General features: G+C 72.3%; 21 protein-coding genes. 14 read left to right on the top strand and 7 right to left on the bottom strand.

All coding sequences use genetic code 11. The features are described from left to right. Positions 1–157: 157 nt before the first annotated feature. The gene (locus tag AC07BF_RS28400) at positions 158–355 is read left to right on the top strand and encodes a hypothetical protein (RefSeq protein ID WP_363586548.1); all 198 of its coding nucleotides are present in this window, start codon (positions 158–160) and stop codon (positions 353–355) included. A gap of 14 nt (positions 356–369) precedes the next feature. Here the strand turns inward: AC07BF_RS28400 and AC07BF_RS28405 are convergent, their stop codons facing one another. Continuing rightward, complete coding sequence (locus tag AC07BF_RS28405) at positions 370–1,083, bottom strand: phosphatase PAP2 family protein (RefSeq protein WP_363586549.1); 714 nt, start codon at positions 1,081–1,083, stop codon at positions 370–372. Positions 1,084–1,268: 185 nt separating this feature from the next. Next, positions 1,269–2,495 carry a C40 family peptidase gene (locus AC07BF_RS28410; protein WP_478334096.1) on the bottom strand — a complete coding sequence of 409 codons (1,227 nt, stop codon included), beginning with the start codon at positions 2,493–2,495 and terminating at the stop codon, positions 1,269–1,271. Between the two features lie 239 nt (positions 2,496–2,734). On the opposite strand from AC07BF_RS28410, the gene AC07BF_RS28415 reads away from it, so the two are divergent. The 6 genes from AC07BF_RS28415 (at position 2,735) to AC07BF_RS28440 (ending at position 10,380) form a co-directional block, all read left to right on the top strand. Further along, a complete protein-coding gene (locus AC07BF_RS28415; protein ID WP_350885142.1) occupies positions 2,735–3,085 on the top strand; it encodes a hypothetical protein in 351 nt (116 codons plus the stop codon). Between the two features lie 172 nt (positions 3,086–3,257). Next, complete coding sequence (locus AC07BF_RS28420) at positions 3,258–4,073, top strand: hypothetical protein (protein ID WP_363586550.1); 816 nt, start codon at positions 3,258–3,260, stop codon at positions 4,071–4,073. Continuing rightward, on the top strand, positions 4,063–5,346 hold the full coding sequence (locus AC07BF_RS28425; protein ID WP_478334097.1) for a hypothetical protein: 1,284 nt from the start codon (positions 4,063–4,065) through the stop codon (positions 5,344–5,346). The genes AC07BF_RS28420 and AC07BF_RS28425 overlap by 11 nt, the downstream gene beginning before the upstream one ends. 7 nt (positions 5,347–5,353) lie before the next feature. Next, the gene (locus AC07BF_RS28430) at positions 5,354–6,928 is read left to right on the top strand and encodes an SCO6880 family protein (RefSeq protein ID WP_350885148.1); all 1,575 of its coding nucleotides are present in this window, start codon (positions 5,354–5,356) and stop codon (positions 6,926–6,928) included. 54 nt (positions 6,929–6,982) lie between these two features. After that, the gene (locus AC07BF_RS28435; protein WP_363586551.1) at positions 6,983–8,332 is read left to right on the top strand and encodes an ATP-binding protein; all 1,350 of its coding nucleotides are present in this window, start codon (positions 6,983–6,985) and stop codon (positions 8,330–8,332) included. A gap of 248 nt (positions 8,333–8,580) precedes the next feature. After that, positions 8,581–10,380 carry a bifunctional metallophosphatase/5'-nucleotidase gene (locus tag AC07BF_RS28440; RefSeq protein ID WP_363624999.1) on the top strand — a complete coding sequence of 600 codons (1,800 nt, stop codon included), beginning with the start codon at positions 8,581–8,583 and terminating at the stop codon, positions 10,378–10,380. A 73-nt stretch (positions 10,381–10,453) separates the two neighbouring features. Here AC07BF_RS28440 and AC07BF_RS28445 read toward each other — a convergent pair whose 3' ends face one another. From AC07BF_RS28445 to AC07BF_RS28465, 5 genes are all read right to left on the bottom strand, one after another. Further along, entirely contained in the window at positions 10,454–11,968 is a 1,515-nt protein-coding gene (locus AC07BF_RS28445; RefSeq protein WP_363586553.1) for a sensor histidine kinase, read from the bottom strand. Next, complete coding sequence (locus AC07BF_RS28450; protein WP_363586554.1) at positions 11,965–12,735, bottom strand: response regulator transcription factor; 771 nt, start codon at positions 12,733–12,735, stop codon at positions 11,965–11,967. The genes AC07BF_RS28445 and AC07BF_RS28450 overlap by 4 nt, the downstream gene beginning before the upstream one ends. Positions 12,736–12,798: 63 nt before the next feature. Continuing rightward, complete coding sequence (locus tag AC07BF_RS28455; protein ID WP_400808931.1) at positions 12,799–13,935, bottom strand: S1C family serine protease; 1,137 nt, start codon at positions 13,933–13,935, stop codon at positions 12,799–12,801. 125 nt (positions 13,936–14,060) lie between these two features. Continuing rightward, positions 14,061–15,122, bottom strand: a complete 1,062-nt coding sequence (locus AC07BF_RS28460) for a LacI family DNA-binding transcriptional regulator (RefSeq protein WP_363632082.1) — start codon at positions 15,120–15,122, stop codon at positions 14,061–14,063. 126 nt (positions 15,123–15,248) lie between these two features. Then, a complete protein-coding gene (locus tag AC07BF_RS28465; RefSeq protein WP_478334098.1) occupies positions 15,249–15,980 on the bottom strand; it encodes a response regulator transcription factor in 732 nt (243 codons plus the stop codon). Between the two features lie 679 nt (positions 15,981–16,659). Here AC07BF_RS28465 and AC07BF_RS28470 point away from each other — a divergent pair. From AC07BF_RS28470 to AC07BF_RS28500, 7 genes are all read left to right on the top strand, one after another. Then, on the top strand, positions 16,660–16,953 hold the full coding sequence (locus AC07BF_RS28470; RefSeq protein WP_478334099.1) for a MoaD/ThiS family protein: 294 nt from the start codon (positions 16,660–16,662) through the stop codon (positions 16,951–16,953). Between the two features lie 5 nt (positions 16,954–16,958). After that, positions 16,959–18,335 carry a hypothetical protein gene (locus AC07BF_RS28475; protein ID WP_363632083.1) on the top strand — a complete coding sequence of 459 codons (1,377 nt, stop codon included), beginning with the start codon at positions 16,959–16,961 and terminating at the stop codon, positions 18,333–18,335. A gap of 180 nt (positions 18,336–18,515) precedes the next feature. After that, complete coding sequence (locus AC07BF_RS28480) at positions 18,516–19,241, top strand: LmeA family phospholipid-binding protein (protein ID WP_363586559.1); 726 nt, start codon at positions 18,516–18,518, stop codon at positions 19,239–19,241. A 301-nt stretch (positions 19,242–19,542) separates the two neighbouring features. Next, positions 19,543–19,623 carry an Ms5788A family Cys-rich leader peptide gene (locus AC07BF_RS28485; RefSeq protein WP_350517234.1) on the top strand — a complete coding sequence of 27 codons (81 nt, stop codon included), beginning with the start codon at positions 19,543–19,545 and terminating at the stop codon, positions 19,621–19,623. 231 nt (positions 19,624–19,854) lie between these two features. Further along, entirely contained in the window at positions 19,855–20,691 is an 837-nt protein-coding gene (locus tag AC07BF_RS28490) for a sulfurtransferase (RefSeq protein ID WP_063351213.1), read from the top strand. Between the two features lie 38 nt (positions 20,692–20,729). After that, entirely contained in the window at positions 20,730–21,020 is a 291-nt protein-coding gene (locus AC07BF_RS28495) for a DUF1416 domain-containing protein (RefSeq protein WP_030059605.1), read from the top strand. Between the two features lie 118 nt (positions 21,021–21,138). Next, positions 21,139–21,411, top strand: a complete 273-nt coding sequence (locus AC07BF_RS28500; protein ID WP_350885170.1) for a DUF3099 domain-containing protein — start codon at positions 21,139–21,141, stop codon at positions 21,409–21,411.

The raw sequence follows: 21,411 nt of genomic DNA on the forward strand, positions 1-21,411 counted from the left end.
TCCTCGCGACAACCCCCTCGGGCCCGACTGCCCTGCCGACACCACCAGGTGAACAGAGCTCTTTCCGGGCAAACGAGTTGAGCCGCGAAGGGTTACGCGGAAGAGGTCTTGTGGACGGCATCGCGCGCCCGGCGCCCGGCGCGTTACGGTGAACCACGTGCACAGTGAGCTGCCGGCCTCCCCCGGCACCGCCCGGATGCCCGAACACCGCGTCGCGGTCAGCGAGCGCGGTTCCTTCGCCTTCGCGACCTGCAGCTGCGGCTGGTTCTCACCGGCCCGCCGCTCGCGCGACCTGGTCCGGCGCGAGGGGGACGACCACCTCGCGCTCGCGGAGAGCGGCGGCGGACCGGGGTAGCCGGGCCGGGCGGCTCACGCGGCCAGATCGGACTCCGGCGGCTGCTCCTCGGAGCGCACCGCCCCGCGCTCGCGCCCGCGCCGCCGGCCGCGCGGGCCGCCGCCGGCGCGCTCCGGCGCCCGGATCAGCGGGGCGAGGGCGGTCCGGCCCAGCGCGTGGCAGAGCGGGACGAGCACCGCCATCGCGATCGGCGCCAGCAGCAGCACCACCGCGGCGGCGAGCGCGAAGCCGCCGATCACGTCGGTCGGGTAGTGCACGCCCATGAACATCCGGCAGAAGCCCTGCAACAGGGCCAGGCCCCCGGCGATCCAGCCGAGCCGCCGGTTCACCAGGAACAGCGCCACCGCCACGCCCATCGTCATGGTCGAGTGGTCGCTGACGAAGGAGTGGGTGCCTGCCTTGCCGTCCACCAGCACCAGCAGCCCGCTGTGGTCGACGAACGGGCGCGGACGGTTCACGATCGCGGCGATCGGCAGGTTGGCCAGCTCGGCGATGGCGACGGAGAGCGGCACCCAGAGCAGCCCGGCGACGGCCACCGGCGCGTCCGGGCGGCGTCTCGCCTGCAGCCAGGCCACCAGGCCCAGCATCGCCAGGCCGATCAGGATGCCGTACTCACCGATCCACGAGACCAGGTGGTCCAGCCACTGCGGGGAGCGCTTGGCCAGTCCGTTGACGGCGTAGAGCAGGCCGAGGTCGGGGTTGGTCGTGTCGGCAAGCGGCGTCGACACGCCGCACCTCCTTCTGGTCCGCTGCAGCTGTTCGATCCGGTCGGGGCCCTTCCCGGCGCGGGAAGCTGACGGTGGGCCATCGGGACCAACGTCATCGCCGGGGCACAGCGTTCCACGGAAACGCGCGGTTATGGAAACTTGACTCAGCGTCCACAGGGCACTCACACCTCGGGGCCACGGGCGGCTCAGTTCTTCGCCGCCGGCCGCCCCGCCCCGGCGGGGTCCGGGCCGGTCGGGGCGGGCGGCGCGGCGGCCACGGGCGGTCCGGCGGCGGGCCGGGTGGCGGCGCTGCTGGGGCTCACCAGGGCTGCCGGGGCCACCGGGGCCGAAGGGGTGGTCGCCGCGGTCGGGCCGGTCGGCGCCGTCGAGCCCGGGCGGCTCGGGGCGCTCACGGAGCCGTCCGCGTTGCGGGCCGGCAGCGCCTGGGCGCCGTCCGAGGTGACCCGGGTCGCGCCGATGTACTCCCTGGTGTCGATCTTGTCGTAGCGGATCACCGCGCCGGTGTGCGGCGCGTTGATCATGTAACCGCCGCCGACGTAGATCCCGACGTGGTGGATGCTCCGCGGATCGTTCAGGTCCGTCGCCCAGAACACCAGGTCGCCCGGCCGCAGCTGGTCGCGCGACGGGTGCGGCCCGGCGTACCACTGGTCGTTCGCCACCCGGGGCAGCGTGATGCCCACGCTGGCGTACGCCGCCTGGGTCAGGCCCGAGCAGTCGAACCGCCCGTTCTGCGAGGGCAGCCCCTCCCCGCCCCACAGGTACGGCGTCCCGAGCTTGCTCTGCGCGAAGTAGATCGCCCCGGCCGACTGCCCGGACACCTCCACCGGCGCCGTGGGCACCGAGAAGCTGCGGGCCATCGCCTGAATGTTCCTCACATAGCCCTGGGTCTCCTTGTACGGCGGCACCCCGTTGTACTTGGTCACCGCGTACGGGCCGGCGTTGTAGGCGGCCAGCAGGTTGGCCTGCCGGTCGCCCGGGACCTTGGCGACGTCCTTCGCGAGCGCGCAGTCGAAGGTGGCCGCCGAGGCGATCGCGTCCAGCGGGTCCCAGACGTCCTTCTTGCCGTCCCCATTGGCGTCCGTGCCGTACGCCGCCCAGGTATCGGGCATGAACTGCGCCATTCCCTGTGCCCCGACGCCCGATTGGGCCTTCGGATCGAAACCGCTTTCCTGGTAGAGCTGTGCCGCGAGCATCGGCGGCGAGATCTCCGGGCAGAGCGCGCCCCACTGCTGGATCGGCGCCTGGAACGCCGCCGGGACCGTCCCCGGCGAGAGTGCGGCGCGATTCGCCGACTGCTGCGGCGTCCCACTCGCCGCGAACGTCCCCACCGTCACCAAACCGAGCAACCCGAACGTCACAACTCCCGCAGCGGCGGCGGCCGTACCGGCCTTCCGGAGTACCATCAGCACCATCCCGACGAATCGTCAGTCGAAGTGTTCCGGAAGGCGTTGCTCACCGCAATCATCAGAGATACAAAGAGTGAGCGCTATCCTTCGTACGGTGGACATCCTCGCGTACGTGCCCGGTGCCTCACGACCAATCCGCGAGAAGTAGCCAAGTCGACATCAGATCTGGCCAAGAATAGGTACCGACCCTTCGCGCGGGCGGGGTCAGGGCCCTTGAATTTGCCTGATCGGGCGGTGAGATGGAAATGAACCTGAGCAGCGTGCACACGAACGCGATCGGCCACCTGGCCGAGGACCCTCCAAAGAAGCCGAATATCGACACCATCATCGGCGGGATCGCCCCGGACTGGGGCCCGTTCGCGACCCTCGGGTCGGAGGCCAGGGTGATGGTCGAGGTCATCATGGCCGTCGCCATCCTCATCTGCCTCGGCATCGCCGTCTGGGGGGCGGCCAAACAGCGGATCGGTGCGACCGCGATGCGCGACAGCTTCGGCGCCGAACAGGGCAAGGGGCTGATCGTCGCCGGTCTGACCGGCGTGTTCATCATTGGATCACTCGGCACGCTGTTCACCATTGTCTACGGCATGGCGATCTGACGATCGGACAGCAGTAGTCAGGCCCGCCCGCCCGCCCCGGGGCCAGGTCCCCGTCCGGACCGCCCCGAGCCCACCCGCCAGCAGTCCACCCCCCGTTCCCACCCTCCGTCCGCGCCCGCCCCCGGCGGAGGGCCCCCGGAGCCCCCCGGCTCCCCGCACCAGGAGGGCCGCCGTGCCGTTGTCCGACGACCAGCCGCACACCCGTACGCGGCTGCCGGTCGGCGAACAGCCCTCCTCCCAGCCGACCCCGCGTCAGGCCCGACCGCTCCGCACCCTGCTGACCGTCCTCGTCGTCGTCACCCTGCTCGTCGTGGCCATCGCCATCGCCAACCGCGACAAACCCGACCCCGGCAGCACCGGCCGCTCCGCCGACCACGCCGCCCCCACCGCGCCCGCCGGCGCCGGCCCCGCCCCCAGCGGCGACCAGCCCGTCGGCACCACCACCAACGGCATCGGATCCGGCTACCCGCACACCGACCAGGGCGCCCAGTCCGCCGCCGCCAACTACGCGGTGGCGATCGGCTCCGCCGACATGTTCCGCGCCGACAGCCGCCACGCCATCGTCGCCACCATCGCCGACCCGGGCGCGGTCTCCGGCCTGCAGAGCCGCCTGGACCAGGGATTCTCTCCCGAGACGGCGGCCAGGTTCGGGGTCGATGCCCAGGGACAGCCGCCCAAGGGGATGGCGTTCGTCAGCCGGACCGTCCCGGTCGGGACCAAGAGCAGCAGTTACACCGCGGAGAGCGTCAAGGTCGACGTCTGGTGCACCGGGTTGTTCGGACTGGCCGGCGAGCGTTCCACCAGGCCGGTGTCCGAGGAGTGGTTCACCCTGACACTCAGCCTGCGGTGGACCGGGACGGACTGGAAACTCACCGACTTCAGCCGGGCAGCCGGTCCGGCGCCGGTTCCGCCGGACCAGCAGGCCGCAACCGCCGAGGAGATCACTGGTGCCGTCGAGCAGTTCGGAGGCTTCCGTTATGCCCGCTGACGGTTGTTCCGGTTTCGTGCGGCGGGGCATGGGCCGCTTGGCCGGCGGGGCGCTGTTCGGCGTCCTCACGGTGGTCCTGACGGCCCACCGCGCCATGGCTGAGCCGTCGCCGACCCCGACCTCAGGGGCGACCAATACGAGTTGCCCGGGTGTTCCCCTGCCCGGTAACGACGTCTACTGCGCTCCGGGCGGATCCGGCTCGCTCCCGGGCAGTGGGACCGTCGGGAGTGTGACCGATCCGTTGGGGTCGTTGGCCAAGGGGTGTGCCCAGGCGGCGGCTTGGGTGGTGCGGAAGCTGTCGAGCGCGATCGACGGGACGACGCAGGTGGACTTCACCAATGCGTCGTTCCTGCAGCAGTACGCGGTGGTGTTCGCCGTGTCGACGGTGATCACGCTGGTGCTGTGGCTGCTGGCGGTGACGAAGCGGGCGGTGCGGGGGGCGCCGTTGGCGACGGCGTTCACGGAGGCGATCGGCTTCCTGTGGCTGACCGTCGTGGCGTCCGCGTTCACGCCGCTGATCCTCTACACCGTGGTGAGCGTGACGGACGGGCTGACCAAGGCGATCGCGGTGGGGACGAAGTCGGACACCGGGTCGTACCTGGGCGCGTTCGCCGACACCCTGGAGAAGGGTGACATGGGCGGTGGCCCGCTGATCCTGATCATCGTGTCGCTGGTGGCGGTGCTGGCGGCGGCGGTGCTCTGGATCGAGCTGCTGATCCGGGCGGCGATGCTGTACGTGGGCGCGCTGTTGGGTACGGCGGTGTACGCGGGGTTGGTGGACAAGCAGCTGTGGAAGCACGTGCGCCGGTGGGCGGGGGTGATGGTGGCGGTGGACCTGGCGAAGCCGATCATCGTGGTCATCCTGGGCCTGGCGGGTGCGGTGGCGACGGGTGCCGGGGCCAGCGACGACTTCGCGCGGGTGCTGTCGGGGCTGGCGATCCTGTTCCTGTCGATCTTCGCGAGTGCCGCGGTGTACCGCTTCGTGCCGGGCTTCGGCGACGAGATCATGAACATGCGCCATGCCCGGGCGAGCGCGGTGTCGGCCGGATCGGCGATGATCAACGGCACCGCGAACCTGATGAAGCAGGGCATCACCACCCACGGTGACCGCGGGCCGGTCGGTGCGGGTGGCGGCGGCGGGGGTGCGGGCGGCGGTTCCGTCGCGCCGGGCATCGCCGCGCACGCCGGGCGGACGCCGGCGCCACCACCGCAGGCCGGGCCGCCGCAGACCTCGGTTCCGATCCGCGACAGCAACTCAGCGAAGGGAGGGTGACGGGTAAGTGAGCAGTGAACCGCTCGGCCAGTACGGAGCCCAGTACGCCCAGCCGTACGTGCACCAGCGCCGCACCTACCTGATCGGCAAGGCCCGCCCGAACGCGCCGATCGGCCGCAACCGGGAGTCCGGCGAGATCGTCCTGATCATCTTCGGGGCGTTCCTCGGCATGCTCTGGGGCCTGCTGATGCCGATCCTGCCGCTGCGGATCGGCGGCCTGATCGGCCTGCCGATGGTGGCCATCGCGGCGGTGTACGTGCCGTACCGCAGGCGGACGTTCTACAAGTGGGCGGAGATCAACCGCACCTACCGCCGGACGGTGCGGAGCGGCCGGTCGGTGTGGCGCTCGGACGTGATGGACGCCGGGACCCGGATGGACGGCCGCGAGGTGGAGGTCGGCCCGCCGCCCGGGGTGGGGCGGCTGCGCTGGCTGACCGCGCCGTTCGGGCCGGACGAGGTCGGGGTGCTGATGCACCTGGAGCGGCGGACGGTGACGGCCGCGATCGAGATCGAGGGCCCGGGTGTAGGCCTGCGCGACTCGGAGGACCAGGAGGCGCTGGTCGACCGGTTCGGCACGCTGCTGAAGCACGTCGCCAACGGGGACGGCTTCGTGACCCGGTTGCAGATCCTGGCCCGGACGCTGCCGGCCGACCCGGACGCGCACGCCAAGGACGTCGAGCGGCGCGGGGACCACGACGCGCCGCGCTGGCTGCAGGACTCGTACGACCAGTTGCAGTCGATGGTGTCGACCTCCTCGGAGCAGCACCGGGCGTACCTGGTCGCGTGCATGCACTACACCCGCGACCTGGCGGCCGAGGCGCACGCGATGGGCCGTACGGCGACCGGTCGGCGGGCCCGGGACGACGAGGGGCTGGCGGCCGTGATGGCGCGCGAGCTCACCGACATCTGCGCCCGGCTGGCGGAGGCGGACATCCGGGTGCGCCAGCCGCTGGGGCAGGCCCGGCTCTCCTCGCTGCTGCACTCGATGTACGACCCGGACCACCCGATCGACCACATCCAGGCGATGTCCCGGCGCAACGCCTGGCCGGCCGAACTGGACGCGACCAACCCGCAGTACCTGGAGGCGAAGACCCGCGAGTCGGCGACCCGGGAGCCGTGGTGCCACGCCACCGCGTGGATCAAGGAGTGGCCGCTGACTCCGGTGGGGGTCAACTTCCTGGCGCCGCTGCTGGTGCACACCCCGGACGTGATCCGGACGGTCGCGGTGACGATGGACCTGGAGCCCACCGACGTCGCGATCGAGCGGATGCTGACCGAGAAGACCAACGACGAGGCGGAGGCCAGCCGCGCGGCCAAGATGAACCGGACGGTCGACCCGCGCGACCTGGCCCACACCGGCCGGGTGGACCAGCGCGGCGACGACCTGGCCTCCGGCGCGGCCGGCGTGAACCTGGTCGGCTACATCACGGTGTCCTCGCGCAACCCCGACGCGCTGGCCCGGGACAAGCGCACCATCCGGGCCTCGGCCGGCAAGAGCTACCTCAAGCTGGAGTGGTGCGACCGCGAGCACCACCGGGCCTTCGTCAACACCCTGCCGTTCGCGACCGGCATCCGCCGCTGACACCCGGTTCGCACCGCTCCACCACCGCCCGTCGACCAGACCAGGAGGCCGTACATGGCGCTCGGCAACCTCTCCGAGGCGTTCACCAGCCTGATGTTCGGCAAGGTGGAGACCACCCGGCTGCCGGTGCGCACCTCCACCGGCCAGGCGCAGGCGGTCTACCTGCCCACCGCCGCGCCGGGGCTGGGCGACTCGGGCGTGATCATCGGCCGTGAGGTGTACAGCGGCAAGGGGTACGTCTACGACCCCTTCCAGCTGTACGGGCAGCAGCTGCCGGCCCCGCACTGGCTGGTGCTCGGCGAGTCCGGCAACGGCAAGTCGGCGCTGGAGAAGACGTACGTGCTGCGGCAGTTGAGGTTCCGCGACCGGCAGGTCGTGGTGCTCGACGCGCAGGGCGAGGACGGCGTCGGCGAGTGGAACCTGATCGCCAACGCGCTGGGCATAAAGTCGATCCGGCTCGACCCGATGGCCGCCCGGGACGGCGGGGTGAAGCTCAACCCGCTGGACCCGGCGATCACCCAGACCGGCCAGCTGTCGCTGCTGCGCACCATCGTCGAGGTGGCGATGGGGCGGGGCCTGGAGGAGCGGGCCGGGTTCGCGCTGAAGGCCGCGCACGCCCATGTGGTGGCGACGGTGACGGACCGCCAGCCGGTGCTCGACGACATCATCGACACCCTGCGCAGCCCCGAGCTGTCCTCGGTGGAGTCGCTGGGCGTGGCGGTGGACGAGGTGCAGTCCTGGGGCCTGGACGTGGCGCTGGTGCTGGACCGGCTGGTCGACGGCGACCTGCGCGGCATGTTCGACGGGTCGACCACCGACGGCATCGACCTGGACGCGCCGCTGATCGTCTTCGACCTCTCGCACATCGACCGGAACTCGATCGCGATGCCGATCCTGATGGCGATCGTCGGCGTGTGGCTGGAGCACACCTGGATCCGGCCGGACCGGAAGAAGCGCATCTTCCTGGTCGAGGAGGCCTGGCACATCATCAACAGCCCCTTCGTGGCGCAGCTGTTCCAGCGGCTGCTGAAGTTCGGCCGCCGGCTCGGGCTCTCCTTCGTCGCGGTGGTGCACCACCTGTCGGACGTGGTGGACGGCGCGGCGGCCAAGGAGGCGTCGGCGATCCTGAAGATGGCCTCCACCCGGACGATCTACATGCAGAAGGCGGAGGAGGCGCGGGCCACCGGCCGGGTGCTGGGCCTGCCGCGCTGGGCGGTGGAGATCATCCCCACCCTGTCGCCGGGCATCGCGGTCTGGGACGTCAACGGCAACGTCCAGGTGGTCAAGCACATCATCACCGAGGCCGAGCGGCCGCTGGTGTACACCGACCGTGCGATGACCGAGGACGCGGTGGCCGAACGGGACCGGGCCGAGCGGCAGTTGGCGGCCGAGCCGGGAGTCTGAGCGGCCGGCGGGGGTCCGGGCGGCTCTGCAGGGCGGCGCCGGGAGGCTCGGACAGGCGGCGCCGGGAGGCTCGGACGGGGGCAGCGGCCCTGGTCGGACGGCGACGGTTCGTCAGGAGGTAATCCTCTCGTTACGTTCGACATCCTGACAGCTACGCGCGTTGACTCTAGGCTTCACAGGCGCAACACATCGCTCAGACGCCCGGTCCAGTCCACAGCGGGCGCTCCTCCAAGGTGCAGGGGACCCTCATGCTCACCGTCAGATCCCGACGCGCGGCGCTCGCCGTCGTCGCCGCCGCAGGTCTGTTCGGCACGGTGGCCGTGCCGACGGCCGCGCAGGCCGCCGACGCCAACGCCAAGCGTCACAAGACCGTCAACCTCCAACTGCTGGCGATCAACGACTTCCACGGCAACCTGGAGCCCCCGGCCGGCTCGTCCGGCACCATCCGGGAGATCGACCCGGCCACCGGCAAGGAGGTCTCGACCCCGGCCGGTGGCATCGAGTACCTGGCCACCGAGCTGCGCAAGGCGCGGATCCCGGCCGACGACTCGATCACCGTCGCGGCCGGCGACATCATCGGCGCCAGCCCGCTCACCTCGGCGCTCTTCCACGACGAGCCGACCATCGAGGCGATGGACAAGCTCGGCCTGGACGTCACCTCGGTCGGCAACCACGAGTTCGACGAGGGCGCGCAGGAACTGCGGCGCATGCAGGACGGCGGCTGCCACCCGGTCGACGGCTGCTACGAGCCCGGCCGCACGTTCAAGGGCGCCAACTTCAACTACCTGTCGGCCAACGTCACCGACGAGAAGACCGGCAAGCCGCTGCTGGCCCCCTACTGGGTGACCAAGTCCCAGGGCGTGAAGGTCGGCTTCATCGGCGTCACCCTGGAGGGCACGCCGAACATCGTGACCGCCGAGGGCGTCAAGGGCCTGAAGTTCGCCAACGAGGTCACCACGATCAACAAGTACGCCGCCGAGCTCAAGGCCAAGGGCGTCAACTCGATCGTCGCGCTGATCCACGAGGGCGGCTACCCGGCCAGCAGCGTCTACAACTACGACTGCGGCCCGGCCGGCCAGGGCATCTCCGGTCCGATCGTCGACATCTCCAAGAAGCTCGACCCGTCGATCGGCGCCATCGTCACCGGCCACACCCACAACGCGTACGCCTGCACCATCCCCGACCCCAACGGCGTCCCGCGCTCGGTCACCAGCGCCGCCTCCTTCGGCCGGCTGTACACCGAGATCGACATGAAGCTGGACAAGACCACCGGCGAGATCGTGCGCCCGACGGTCAAGGCCGAGAACCACGTGGTGCGCCGCACCGTCGAGAAGGCGCCCGACATGACGGCGCTGGTCGACCACTACTCCAAGCTGGCCGCCCCGATCGCCAACCGGCCGATCGGCTACATCGCCTCGGACATCAACGGCCGCGGCAACAGCGACCTGGAGAAGCCGCTCGGCGACCTGATCGCCGACGCGCAGGTGGAGGGGCTCGCCCCGGCCGCCAAGGGCGGGGCGCAGATCGCCTTCATGAACCCCGGCGGCATCCGCGCCGACCTGGTCTACAAGGCCTCCGGCGCCGAGGGCGACGGCGTGGTGACCTACGGCGAGGCGTTCACCGTCCAGCCGTTCACCAACATGATGCAGGTCAAGACACTGACCGGCGCCCAGCTGGTGCAGCTGCTCCAGCAGCAGGTCAGCGGCTCCAACGAGGCCGCGCCGAAGATCCTCCAGGCGTCCTCGGGCCTGCGCTACACCCTGGACATGCGCAAGACCGGCGCGGACCGGGTGGTCGTCGACTCGATCCGGCTGAACGGCGCTCCGATCGACCCGGCCGCCAAGTACCGGGTCGCGGCCAACGAGTTCCTGGCCGGCGGCGGCGACGGCTTCCCGGCCTTCGCGGCCGGCACCGACAAGCTCGTCGGCGCCTCCGACCTGGACGTCTTCGCGGCCTACCTGGGCGCCCACAGCTCGGCGGCCTCGCCGCTGAAGGCCCCGGCGCAGGACCGGATCAAGGTCATCGGCCCGGGCGTCGACATCGACTGACCGTGAGCCGGTACGGGACGGGCGGGGCGCTGTCGGGGCGCCCCGCCCGTCCTGCGTTGTCCGCGGTCCCGCCCTATTCGGGGGTGGGGCCGCCGGGCAGCCGGACGGTCGCCAGCGCGCCCGGGCCGCCGTCCCCGGCCGGGCCCAGCGACACCTCGCCGCCCGCCTCCCGGACGCTCTGCGCGACGATCGACAGGCCCAGGCCGGAGCCGGGCAGCTGCCGCGAGGACGGCGAACGCCAGAACCGGTCGAACACGTACTGCAGTTCCTCCGGCGGAATGCCGGGGCCGTGGTCGCGGACGGTCAACACGCCCTGCTGGAGCCGGACTTCGATGGTGCCGCCGGGCGGGCTGTACTTGACCGCGTTGTCCAGCAGGTTGATCACCGCGCGTTCGAGCCCGGGGGCGTCGCCGTGCACGAACCAGGGGTCGGTCGCGGTCTCGAAGACCAGCCCCGGGCCGCGCAGCTTCGCCCGCTCGACCGCCCGTCCGGCGATCTCGTGCAGGGCCACCACGGTGGGGTTGTGGACCGGCTTGGGGGAGTCCGGGCGGGACAGCTGGAGCAGGTCCCCGATCAGGACGGTGAGCTCCTGCATCTGCGCCTTCATGTTGCCCAGCAGCTTGGTCTTGGTCGCGGCGGGCAGCGGGCGGCCCGTGTCGTTGCTGCGGATCAGCAGGTCGACGTTGGTGCGCAGCGAGGTGAGCGGGGTGCGCAGCTCGTGCCCGGCGTCGGCGATCAGCCGGGTCTGCCGCTCGCGGGAGTTGGCGAGGGCGGTGCTCATCGAGTTGAAGGAGGTGGAGAGCCGGGCGATCTCGTCGTCCCCCTGGACGGGGATGGTGGTGCCGACCTCCTCGGTGCGGGCGATGTGCTCGACGGCGTCGGTGAGTTGGTCGACGGGCTTGAGCGCGGACCGGGCGACCACGCGGCCGGCGATGGCGGCGAGGATGATCCCGCCGAGGGCCACGCCGCCGAGGATGAAGGCGAGTTGCCGGAGAGATTCCTCGGCGGCCTGCGTGGAGGTGGCGACCAGCACCAGTGCGGTCGGATAGCCGAGGACCTCCGAGGGGGCGCTGGTCACCAGGACCATGGCGGGCTTGCCGTTGGTGTAGTGGCCGTCCCGGATGATCGACTGGCCGGGCTTGAGGTTCAGGACCTTGCTGTCGTCCGTCTGGACCAGGATCGCCTTGCTGGCGCTCATCGGCAGGCAGACCAGCGGGGGCCGGGCCGGGCCGAGCAGGACGTACTGGGTGTCCCGGGGGACGGAGGCTCCGACCGGGGGCTGCCGGACGTTGCCCTGGAGGTTCCGGAGGGCGGCCTGGGGGGTCGCCGCGCAGTCGCTGATGTTGATCGGGGGGAGCTGGACCCGGATGTTCTGGAGGTCGCTGCGGATCAGCCCGTACATCCGCTGTTCCACGATGAACCAGCAGGCCAGCGCCGACAGGGCGATGGCCACCGCGACCGCGGCCGCGCTCAGGAAGGTGAGGCGGCTGCGGAGGGAGCGGGAGCGGAGCCAGTGGGTGAGGCGCCGGCGGCGGGGGGCGCCGGGTGGAGCCAGTGGCGGGGGCGGGTAGGGCGTGGGGGAGGTCACGTGGTGGCGCCGGCGGCCGGGCGCAGGGCGTAGCCGACGCCGCGTACGGTCTGGATGAGGCGGGGCATGCCGCCCTGCTCGGTCTTGCGGCGCAGGTACATCACGTAGACGTCCAGGGAGTTGGAGGAGGGTTCGAAGTCGAAGCCCCAGACGGCCTTGAGGATCTGTTCGCGGGTGAGGACCTGGCGGGGGTGGGAGAGGAACATCTCCAGCAGCATGAACTCGGTGCGGGTGAGTTCGACGGGCTTGCCGGCGCGGGTGACCTCGCGGGTGGCGGTGTTCATCCGCAGGTCGCCGAAGGCCAGCACCTCGCTCTCGTCCTCGGCGGCGGCGCGGGCGGCGGCCTCGGTGGCGAGGGCGTTGCGGCGCAGCAGGGCGCGGACGCGGGCGAGCAGTTCGTCGAGTTCGAAGGGCTTGGCGAGGTAGTCGTCGGCGCCGACGTCCAGGCCGGTGACGCGGTCGCCGACGGCGTCGCGGGCGGTGAGCATCAGGACGGGGACGGTGTCGCCGCGGGAGCGCATCCGGCGGACGGCGGTGAGGCCGTCCATCCGGGGCATCATGATGTCCAGCAGGACGAGGTCGGGCCGGTCGCGTTCGACGGATTCCAGGGCCTCGTAGCCGTCGGTGGCGGTGGCGACCTCGTAGCCCTCGAAGGCGAGGCTGCTCTCCAGGGCGTCCCGGAGGGCGGGTTCGTCGTCGACCACGAGGAGCCGGGCGGAGGGGTGGCCGGCCTCGGCGGGGGTGCGGTCGTCGGCGGACGGGGTCATGGGCTGCTGCCCTTTCTCGTCGGGTGGAGGGCCTGCTGGGAGTACCGGGGGTAATTGTCCGTCTTACAGGTTCTGGCCGGCCTCCAGTTTCGGCAGAACCTGCTTGATGTCGTTGATCGGGATGGCGAAGCCGAGGCCGACGCTGCCGGCGCTGCTGCCGCCGCCGCCGGCGGTGGAGCTGGCGCCGCTGGGGGCGTACATCGCCGAGTTGATGCCGATGACCTGGCCGTTGGCGTTGATGAGCGGGCCGCCGGAGTTGCCGGGGTTGAGGGCGGCGTCGGTCTGGAAGGCCTTGTAGGTGGTGGTGCTGCCGCTGTTCTGCTGCGGGAGGTTGCCGCGCGTTCCGGGCAGGTTGGGCAGGCCGGGCAGGCTGGGGAAGCCGAAGCCGCCGTTGCTGCTGGTGGTGCCCTCGTCGAGCTGGACGGTGACGTCGCGGTTCTCGGCGCTGATGATGCCGGAGGTGACGGTGCCGGTGAGGCCGTCGGGGTTGCCGATGGCGACGACGGGGTCGCCGACGGCCACGCCGGAGGAGTCGCCGAGGGTGGCGGGGGTGAGGTTCTTGCCGCCGCCGGCGGTGATCACGGCGACGTCGAGGGACTTGTCGGTGCCGGTGACGGTGGCCGCGGCGGTGGAGCCGTCCTTGAAGGTGACGGTGATCTGGCCGCCGTCGGCGGCGGTGTCGATCACGTGGTAGTTGGTGAGGATCCGTCCGCTGGTGTCGAGGATGACGCCGGTGCCGGTGGCGGTGCCGTTGCCGTTCTTGACGGTGATCTGGACGACGCTCGGCGAGACGGCGGCGGCGATGGCCGGCACGTCGGCTCCGCCGTCGGAGCGGGCGGAGACGGGGCTGGCGACGGTGCTGGTGCGGGTGGCGGAGCCGTGCTGCTCGGCGGCGACGAACCCGCCGGTGACGCCGCCGATGACGGCGGCGACCGCGGCGACGGCGGTGACCAGGGCGAGCCGCCCGCGCAGCAGGCCGCGCCGGGTGCGGTTGCCGTGGCCGCCGTGGCCGCCGGGCCGGCCGGCGGTGGGCGGCTCGGGGGGCATGGGCGGGGGCGGGGAGTCGAAGCCGCCGGCCGAGTGGTCCTCGCGGTACCCGTAGGCGGTCGTGGCGGCGCTGCTGCCGAGGACGGTGCCCTCGACCACGCGGGGCTCGTACGGGCCGTACTGCTCGTCGTGGTGCTGCTGCTGTTCGCTCATGCAGACCAAAGTCCGCCTGGTGGATGAGGATGGCATGAGAACCGGCTCAGAAGGGTCCGAGAAGCCCGTTGGGTTCTCATAAAGCCTGGTCAGGCGGTGTGCGGCGGCGGGTGGAGCGGAGTGCGCTACTCCGCTTCCCCGGTCGGGACCGCCGCGGCGCCGCCGCAGCCGCAGGAGCGCCGGATCACCAGGCGGGACGGGAACTTGCGGACCCGCTCGGTGTCCGATCCGGGCACCATCAGCGAGTCGTCGAGCACCAGGTCCACGGCGGCCCGGGCCATCGCGTCGCGGTCGGAGGCGACGGTGGTCAGCGGCGGGTCGGCGAGCGCGGCCTCGGGGACGTCGTCGAAGCCGGCCACCGCGAGGTCCTCCGGGACCTTCAGGCCGACCTCGCGGGCGGCCCGCAGCACGCCGATCGCCTGGTCGTCGGTGGAGCAGAAGATCGCCCGCGGCCGGTCCGGCGAGCGCAGTACCCCGAGCGCGACCTCGTACGCGCCGTAGCGGTGGAAGGGCGCGTCGATCAGGTGGGGCTCGGTGGGCAGGCCGTGCGCGTCCATGGCGCGCTGCCAGCCCTCGACGTGGTCGATGACCGGGTCGCCGGGGGCGGGGGACTCGACCGGGCCGCCGAAGCAGGCCACGTACGGGTGCCCGTGCACCTCCAGCAGGTGGCGGACGACGGCCTCGGCGCCGCCCACGTCGTCGGTGACCACCGCGACGTCGTCGATCGCCTCGGGGCGGCGGTGCAGCAGCACGACCTTGGCGCCCTCCATCGCGGCGAACTCCTCGGCGGCACGCTGCGAGGGGCCCTGGCTGACCAGGATCAGGCCGGAGACGCGCATGCCGAGGAAGGCCCGGACGTAGTGCACCTCGCGGTCGTCCACGTAGTCGGAGTTGCCGATCAGCACGAGCTTGCCGCGCTCGGAGGCGGCCCGTTCCACGGCGTGCGCCATCTCGGCGAAGAAGGGCTGGCGGGCGTCCGGGACGACCATGCCGATCAGGTTGGTCCGGCGGGAGGCCATCGCCTGGGCGACGCTGTTCGGCCGGTAGCCGAGCTGCTCGATCGCGGCGAGGACCTTCTCCCGGGTCGCGGGCGCGACCGGGCGCGGCCCGTTGTTGATGACGTAGCTGACGACCGCGGTCGAGGTACCAGCCAGCCGGGCTACATCGTCGCGCGTCACTTTGGCCACGGGGGGAGTCTACGCGTGTGGCGTGCGCGTCGGCAGTGGGACCTGGGGCTTTCCGGCAGGGCTTTCGGCAGGTGCCGGGGGAACGAACCGGACAAGCCGGGCGGGGTCGGCCCGCCCGGCCGCCGGTCAGGCCTCCAGCGGCGCCGAGGGGCGCTGGGCGAGCTCCGGGCGCTCGCCCTTCTCCGGCTTCTCCGGGACGACGAAGCGGTAGCCGACGTTGCGCACGGTGCCGATCAGCTGCTCGTGCTCGACGCCGAGCTTGGCGCGCAGCCGTCGGACGTGCACGTCCACCGTCCGGGTACCGCCGAAGTAGTCGTAGCCCCAGACCTCCTGCAGCAGCTGGACCCGGGTGAAGACCCGGCCGGGGTGCTGGGCGAGGTACTTGATCAGCTCGAACTCCTTGAAGGTGAGGTCGAGCGCCCGGCCCTTGAGCTTGGCGGAGTAGGTGGCCTCGTCGACCGAGAGGTCGCCGTTGCGGATCTCCATCGGGCTGTCGTCGGTGCTGATGTGGAGCCGGCCGAGTGCGAGCCGCAGCCGGGCCTCGACCTCGGCCGGGCCGGCGGTGTCCAGCAGGACGTCGTCGATGCCCCACTCGGCGGTGACGGCGGCGAGGCCGCCCTCGGTCACCACCAGGATCAGCGGGCAGCCGATGCCGGTGGAGCGCAGCAGCTGGCAGAGGCTACGGATCTGCGGCAGGTCGCGCCGGCCGTCGACCAGGATGACGTCCGCACTGGGGGTGTCCACCAGGGCGGATCCCTCGGCGGGGGCCACCCGGACGTTGTGCAGCAGCAGGCCGAGGGCCGGCAGCACCTCCGCGGAGGGTTGCAGAGCGTTGGTGAGGAGGAGGAGAGAACTCATACCCGGTAGTCCCCTTTCCGGGTCGTCGCGGTCGCGTTACGGCTGCCGCCACAGCCGGATGGCGCACGTGCTGAGGGCGGGGGGAGGAGGACGGACGCCCGAGGAGCGCCGGAGGACCGGCCGGTGCGCAGGACGCGACGGCGCACGCGCCGAGGGTCCCGCAACCCCTGGCGCACCGTTTCTGCCCTGTTCATCCCGCGAACCCTCCGGTTTGTTCCGGTCCCGGGCGGCGGCCCGGGTGCCGGGTGGACACCCCGGCCGGCCGGGGCACGTCGTCGTGCCGCGTGGGGCGGGGCGGTTCCCGCGACGCGCCGGGGGTGGGCCGACGAATCGCAAGAATGTCCGTACTGGCGTCCTGAAAGCACAAAAGGACCCGGGGGCGACTCTGCCCGGATCCCTCTTGGACGTCGAGAATAGCCGACGGCCCTCCGCGCCGGGAGGGCTCGAATCCGGCGGTTCGCCCAATCCGGGCGCGCGCCGGGTGAGCCTGGACACAGCTTCGAGCCGTCCTCCGGGCCCCCTCGGCCAGGGCGATTGCCCCTCGTGGCGGCGGACACGCCATCATGGGACGCACATCGGCGGCGCCGTGCGAGTCCATCTTTCGGGTGGTCGGGCGGCCCGGTGGCGAGCCGGACCGGGGCACCGGGGCCGGGCGAGGACGACGAGAAGGGGTGGCCCGATGGGTGCGACCACGGAGCCCGCGAGCGGCGCCCGGGTGCGCGGGACGATCCGCTACTGGGCGGCCGCGAAGTCCGAGGCCGGGCTGGCCGAGGAGCCGTACGAGGCGGTGACCCTGGCGGACGCGCTGGCACAGGCCAGGCGGCGGCACGCGGACCGGCCGAAGCTCGTCCAGTTGCTCGGGCACTGCTCCTACCTGGTCGACGGCTCCCAGGTCGGCGGCCGGGACCACACGGCCGTGCCCCTCACCGAGGGCGGCACGGTCGAGGTGCTGCCCCCGTTCGCGGGAGGCTGAGCGGCGTGACGGACATGAACAACGCGAACCAGGGCGGCTACGGCGAGTGGCCGCAGCAGTCCCCGCCGCCCCAGCCGCCCTACCGGCATCCGCAGCAGCAGCCCCACCCCCCGTACCCGCAGCCGCCGTACCCGCAGGCCCAGGCGCCGCAGCCGGGGCAGCAGCCGCCGTACGGCTACCCGGGGTACGGTCAGCCGCCGATGGATGACGCGGCGACCACGCTGCTGCCGCCCGTCCCCGCGCTGGACGACGCCACGGCGACCACGCTGCTGCCGCCCGTGCCGCCGATGGACGACGCGGCCACCACGCTGCTGCCGCCCGTGCCCCCGATGGACGACGCGGCCGCGACGACGCTGCTGCCGCCGGTGGTCGTGTCCGGCGCGATGCCGACCGCTCCGCCGGCCTGGACGCCCGCCCCGCCGCCGCCGGCGGCACGGCATGCCGCGCCGCCGCAGGCCCGGCACGCCGCTCCGGCACCGGTCCCGCGGCAGGCGGCCCCGCCGACGGCGCCCCCGCAGCAGGGGCAGGGAGCGCCCGCCCTCGACTCGCCGACCATGACGCTCAAGCGCCCGGTCGCCCCCGGCGGCCCGGCGGGCGCCCCGGCCGCGCCGCCGTACGCGGCCGTCCCGGCGCGGCCCGCGCCGGTGGCACCGCCCGCCGGCCCGCGCGGCCGGACCGGTTCGCCGATCATCGATCCGGGCCTTCAGCCCGCGCTGATCACCGCCGGCGTGGCCGCGCTGCTGGCCGGCGGCGCCGCGCTCGGGCAGGTGGCGCTGGCACTGGTGGTGGCGCTGCTCCAGGTGCTGACGGCGGCCGGCTGGTTCCGGCTGAACGGGATGTGGCCGGCCCGCCAGGGCATCGCGCTCGCCGCGCTGGCCGGGCTGACCGCGGACGCGGCGGTGCTGCTGGCGGACTCCGAGGGCAGCGTGGCGGCGGTGGTCGGCACGCTGGGCGGGTTCTTCCTGCTGGTCCTGGTGCTGCAGACGTTCCGTCCCTCGGACCCGAAGGAGCGGTTCTACGCGCTGACGGTGCTCGGCTCGGCCACGGTGGTGACGGCGCTGTGCACCTCGCTGCTGGTGGCCGACTGGGTGCCGGCCGGGGTGGGCGCGGTCGCGCTGGCCACCGTGCTGGCGGCGGCGCCGTTGCCCGGCCCGAAGCTGCTGGGCCCGGTGCTGGGCCTGGCGGCGGCGGTGCTGCTGGGTCTGCTGGTGGGCGCGCCGCCGGCGCTGGGGGTGCTGGCGGGGCTGGGTGCGCTGGTCGGCCGACGGGTCGCGGCGTACGACTTCCCGTCCCGGTTCGTGCACATGACGGCGGGCGTGGCGCTGCCGCTGGCGGTGGCCTCGCCGCTGATCTGGATCGCCACGGACCTGCTGGCCGGCTGACACCCGGCCGACGACGGCGAGTCCCGCTCCGGAACCATGCTCCGGGGCGGGACGTCGTACGGTCGGGCGGGAACGGCCTTGGCCGGGGCCGCCATGGAACGCCGGGCAGGGAACGCCGGGCGAGGAACACCGGACGAGGACAGCGAACGACGACGGCGACCGGCGACGACGGGGAGTGCGATGCGCGGATGGCTGAAGGCGACGATCGGCCTGGTGGTGCTCTCCGGCCTGCTGGTCGGTGCCGACCGGATCGCGGTCGGGGTGGCCGAGGACCAGGCCGCCGACCGGATGGTGAGCAGCGGCCGGATGAGCCAGCGGCCGGACATCTCGATCGAGGGCTTCCCGTTCCTCACCCAGGCGCTGTCGATGAAGCTGGACGACGTCCGGATCTCCTCCGACGGCCTGACCGTCGGTGACGGCGGCCGCCAGGTGGCGCTGCGCTCCTTCAAGGCCCGGCTGTCCGGCGTCACGGTGAGCGACAGCCTGAGGAGCGCCACGGTGGACAGCGGCACCGGCAGCGGCCTGATCTCGTACGCGGACCTCGCGCAGCTGCTGCCGCCGGCCTCCCAGCTGATGTCGGGGGCGGGCAAGCTGCCGGTGGGCGGCAACACCCGGCTGGCCCTGTCGTACGGCGGGCCGGGCAAGATCAAGGCCGCGCTGGGGCCGGTCGCGGTCGGCGAGGGCTCGGTGCACAGCAGCGGGAGCACCGTCACCGCGGACGGCTTCCAGCTCAGCGCGCTGGCCGGGATGTTCGCCGGGGTCACCGACCAGCGGCTGAAGCCGATGAGCTTCACCCTCGACTCGCTCCCGGCCGGGCTGAAACTGGCCGACAAGGACGGGGCGACGCCGCTGCCGGAGGGCCTGCAGCTGACCTTCGAGGGCAAGGGCGTCAACCTGCTGGGCTGACCGGCCGGTCACTTCCGCTCCCGTGCCGTTCCCTCCCCCCGTTCCCTCCCCCCCCGCTCCCTCCCTCCGTTCCTTCCATTTCTTCCGTCTCCTGCGTTCCGCTCCGCGAGACGCGCCGTCCGGTGCCTCTCGCGGAGCGGTGTCGTTTCCGCCCGTTGTGGGCCGCCCGGGGCCGCCGGCCTCGGGCGGGACGGCGGCCCCGCAGGCCATGAAAGGGTCAAATCTCGGTATTCGGGCTATTCAGTCTCGACATTCGGTACGCTGATGACAGCGGGCCTCCGGTGTCCCTAGCATCGTCGACATGAAGCGACAGACGGATCTCACGAAGCGGCGGGCGGTCGACCTGTGCCGCGTGGCCGCCTGTCTGTGTCGAATGCGCTAACTCGGCGTTTTGGCTGGGCAGTTGAAGCCCGCCGCCGATTTTCCCGGTGACCTTGCCCGGCCACCCCGGCCGGCCGTCGCCGCCGCACCCCGCAGCTCCCCGCCGGTCGGCCCGGACCGCCACCCCCGTCCCAGTATTCGGACAGGAATTCGGACCGCAGTCGCCCGGGCACCCAGCAGCACCTCCCGAGCAGAACCTTCCGCACACCGCCCTCGGATGGAGAACACCACCATGAGCCGCAGCGACGTCCTGGTCGACGCCGACTGGGTCCAGGCCCACCTGGACGACCCGAAGGTCGTCATCGTCGAGGTCGACGAGGACACCTCCGCGTACGACAAGAACCACATCCGCAACGCCGTCCGGATCGACTGGAAGCAGGACCTCCAGGACCCGGTCCGCCGCGACTTCATCGACCAGGCCGGCTTCGACGCGCTGCTCAGCGCCAAGGGCATCGCCAACGACGACACCGTCGTGCTCTACGGCGGCAACAACAACTGGTTCGCCTCGTACGCCTACTGGTACTTCAAGCTGTACGGCCACGGTGACGTCCGCCTGCTGGACGGCGGCCGCAAGAAGTGGGAGCTGGACTCCCGCGACCTGGTCGCCGAGGTGCCGGCCCGCGAGGCCACCGAGTACCGGGCGCAGGCCGCCGATTCCTCGATCCGCGCCTTCCGCGACGACGTGCTCGCGGCCATCGGCCAGCTCAACCTGGTCGACGTCCGTTCGCCCGACGAGTTCTCCGGCAAGCTGCTCGCCCCGGCGCACCTCCCGCAGGAGCAGTCGCAGCGCCCCGGCCACGTGCCGAGCGCCCGCAACATCCCGTGGGCCAAGAACGCCAACGACGACGGCACCTTCAAGAGCGACGACGAGCTCAAGGCGCTGTACGAGGCCGAGGGCATCGACCTGGCGAAGGACACCATCGCCTACTGCCGCATCGGCGAGCGCTCCGCGCTCACCTGGTTCGTCCTGCACGAGCTGCTCGGCCAGGAGAACGTCAAGAACTACGACGGTTCGTGGACCGAGTACGGCAGCCTCGTCGGCGTGCCGATCGAGCTCGGCAGCAACTGAGCCCGCGGCTCGACCGTCGTCAGAAGGGAAGACAAGACATGTGCGGTGCGAAGGCCGGCGGCCCGGACCTGGCAGGAGTTGACGTGGCGAACGAGACGATCATCCAGGGTTCGGTGACCCGCGACGGTGAGCCGGTCAACGGCTACGTCCGGCTGCTCGACGAGGGGGGCGAGTTCACGGCCGAGGTGCCCACCTCGGCGACCGGCCAGTTCCGGTTCTTCGCCCGCCCGGGCAAGTGGACCCTGCGCGCGCTGGTGCCGGGCCAGACCGTGGACCGTCAGGTGGTGGCCTCCCAGGGCACCGCCGTCGAGGTCGCGATCGCGGTCTGATCGGTACCCGATCCGCCCGTTCCACCTGAGCCACCCGAACTACCCGATCCGCCTGATCCACGGGCGGAGTACACCGAGGGCCCTGCCGCGGCAGGGCCCTCGGTCGTACCGTGGAGACGTGCAGACAAGGCGGCGGCGGCATTACTACTTCGCCCTGATGGGCGTCTGCCTGGGCCTGTTCGTGCTGGCCTGGGGCGTGGTGAGGTTCTTCTCCGTGCCCGCCGCCATCGGCATGTGCGTGGTCGCGATGGTGATCCCGCCGGCCGCCGCCGTGTTCGCCAACAAGCGGGACCCGGACGACGACTGGTGGAACGACCCGCGCTGGGACGATCCGAAGTGGGACGAGCCCGGCCACGACCGGGACCGCCCCGACCACGAGGAGCACCCGTAG

The sequence above is a fragment of the Kitasatospora sp. NPDC043950 genome (genome assembly GCF_056435345.1).

Excerpts from the sequence above, each read along its gene's own strand:
- AC07BF_RS28495 (WP_030059605.1), top strand. The coding sequence starts at position 20,730 with ATGTGCGGTGCGAAGGCCGGCGGCCCGGACCTGGCAGGAGTTGACGTG.
- AC07BF_RS28410 (WP_478334096.1), bottom strand. The coding sequence starts at position 2,495 with ATGGTGCTGATGGTACTCCGGAAGGCCGGTACGGCCGCCGCCGCTGCG.
- AC07BF_RS28440 (WP_363624999.1), top strand. The coding sequence starts at position 8,581 with ATGCTCACCGTCAGATCCCGACGCGCGGCGCTCGCCGTCGTCGCCGCC.
- AC07BF_RS28435 (WP_363586551.1), top strand. The coding sequence starts at position 6,983 with ATGGCGCTCGGCAACCTCTCCGAGGCGTTCACCAGCCTGATGTTCGGC.
- AC07BF_RS28480 (WP_363586559.1), top strand. The coding sequence starts at position 18,516 with ATGCGCGGATGGCTGAAGGCGACGATCGGCCTGGTGGTGCTCTCCGGC.
- AC07BF_RS28465 (WP_478334098.1), bottom strand. The coding sequence starts at position 15,980 with ATGAGTTCTCTCCTCCTCCTCACCAACGCTCTGCAACCCTCCGCGGAG.
- AC07BF_RS28485 (WP_350517234.1), top strand. The coding sequence starts at position 19,543 with ATGAAGCGACAGACGGATCTCACGAAGCGGCGGGCGGTCGACCTGTGC.
- AC07BF_RS28425 (WP_478334097.1), top strand. The coding sequence starts at position 4,063 with ATGCCCGCTGACGGTTGTTCCGGTTTCGTGCGGCGGGGCATGGGCCGC.
- AC07BF_RS28470 (WP_478334099.1), top strand. The coding sequence starts at position 16,660 with ATGGGTGCGACCACGGAGCCCGCGAGCGGCGCCCGGGTGCGCGGGACG.
- AC07BF_RS28490 (WP_063351213.1), top strand. The coding sequence starts at position 19,855 with ATGAGCCGCAGCGACGTCCTGGTCGACGCCGACTGGGTCCAGGCCCAC.
- AC07BF_RS28455 (WP_400808931.1), bottom strand. The coding sequence starts at position 13,935 with ATGAGCGAACAGCAGCAGCACCACGACGAGCAGTACGGCCCGTACGAG.
- AC07BF_RS28415 (WP_350885142.1), top strand. The coding sequence starts at position 2,735 with ATGAACCTGAGCAGCGTGCACACGAACGCGATCGGCCACCTGGCCGAG.
- AC07BF_RS28450 (WP_363586554.1), bottom strand. The coding sequence starts at position 12,735 with ATGACCCCGTCCGCCGACGACCGCACCCCCGCCGAGGCCGGCCACCCC.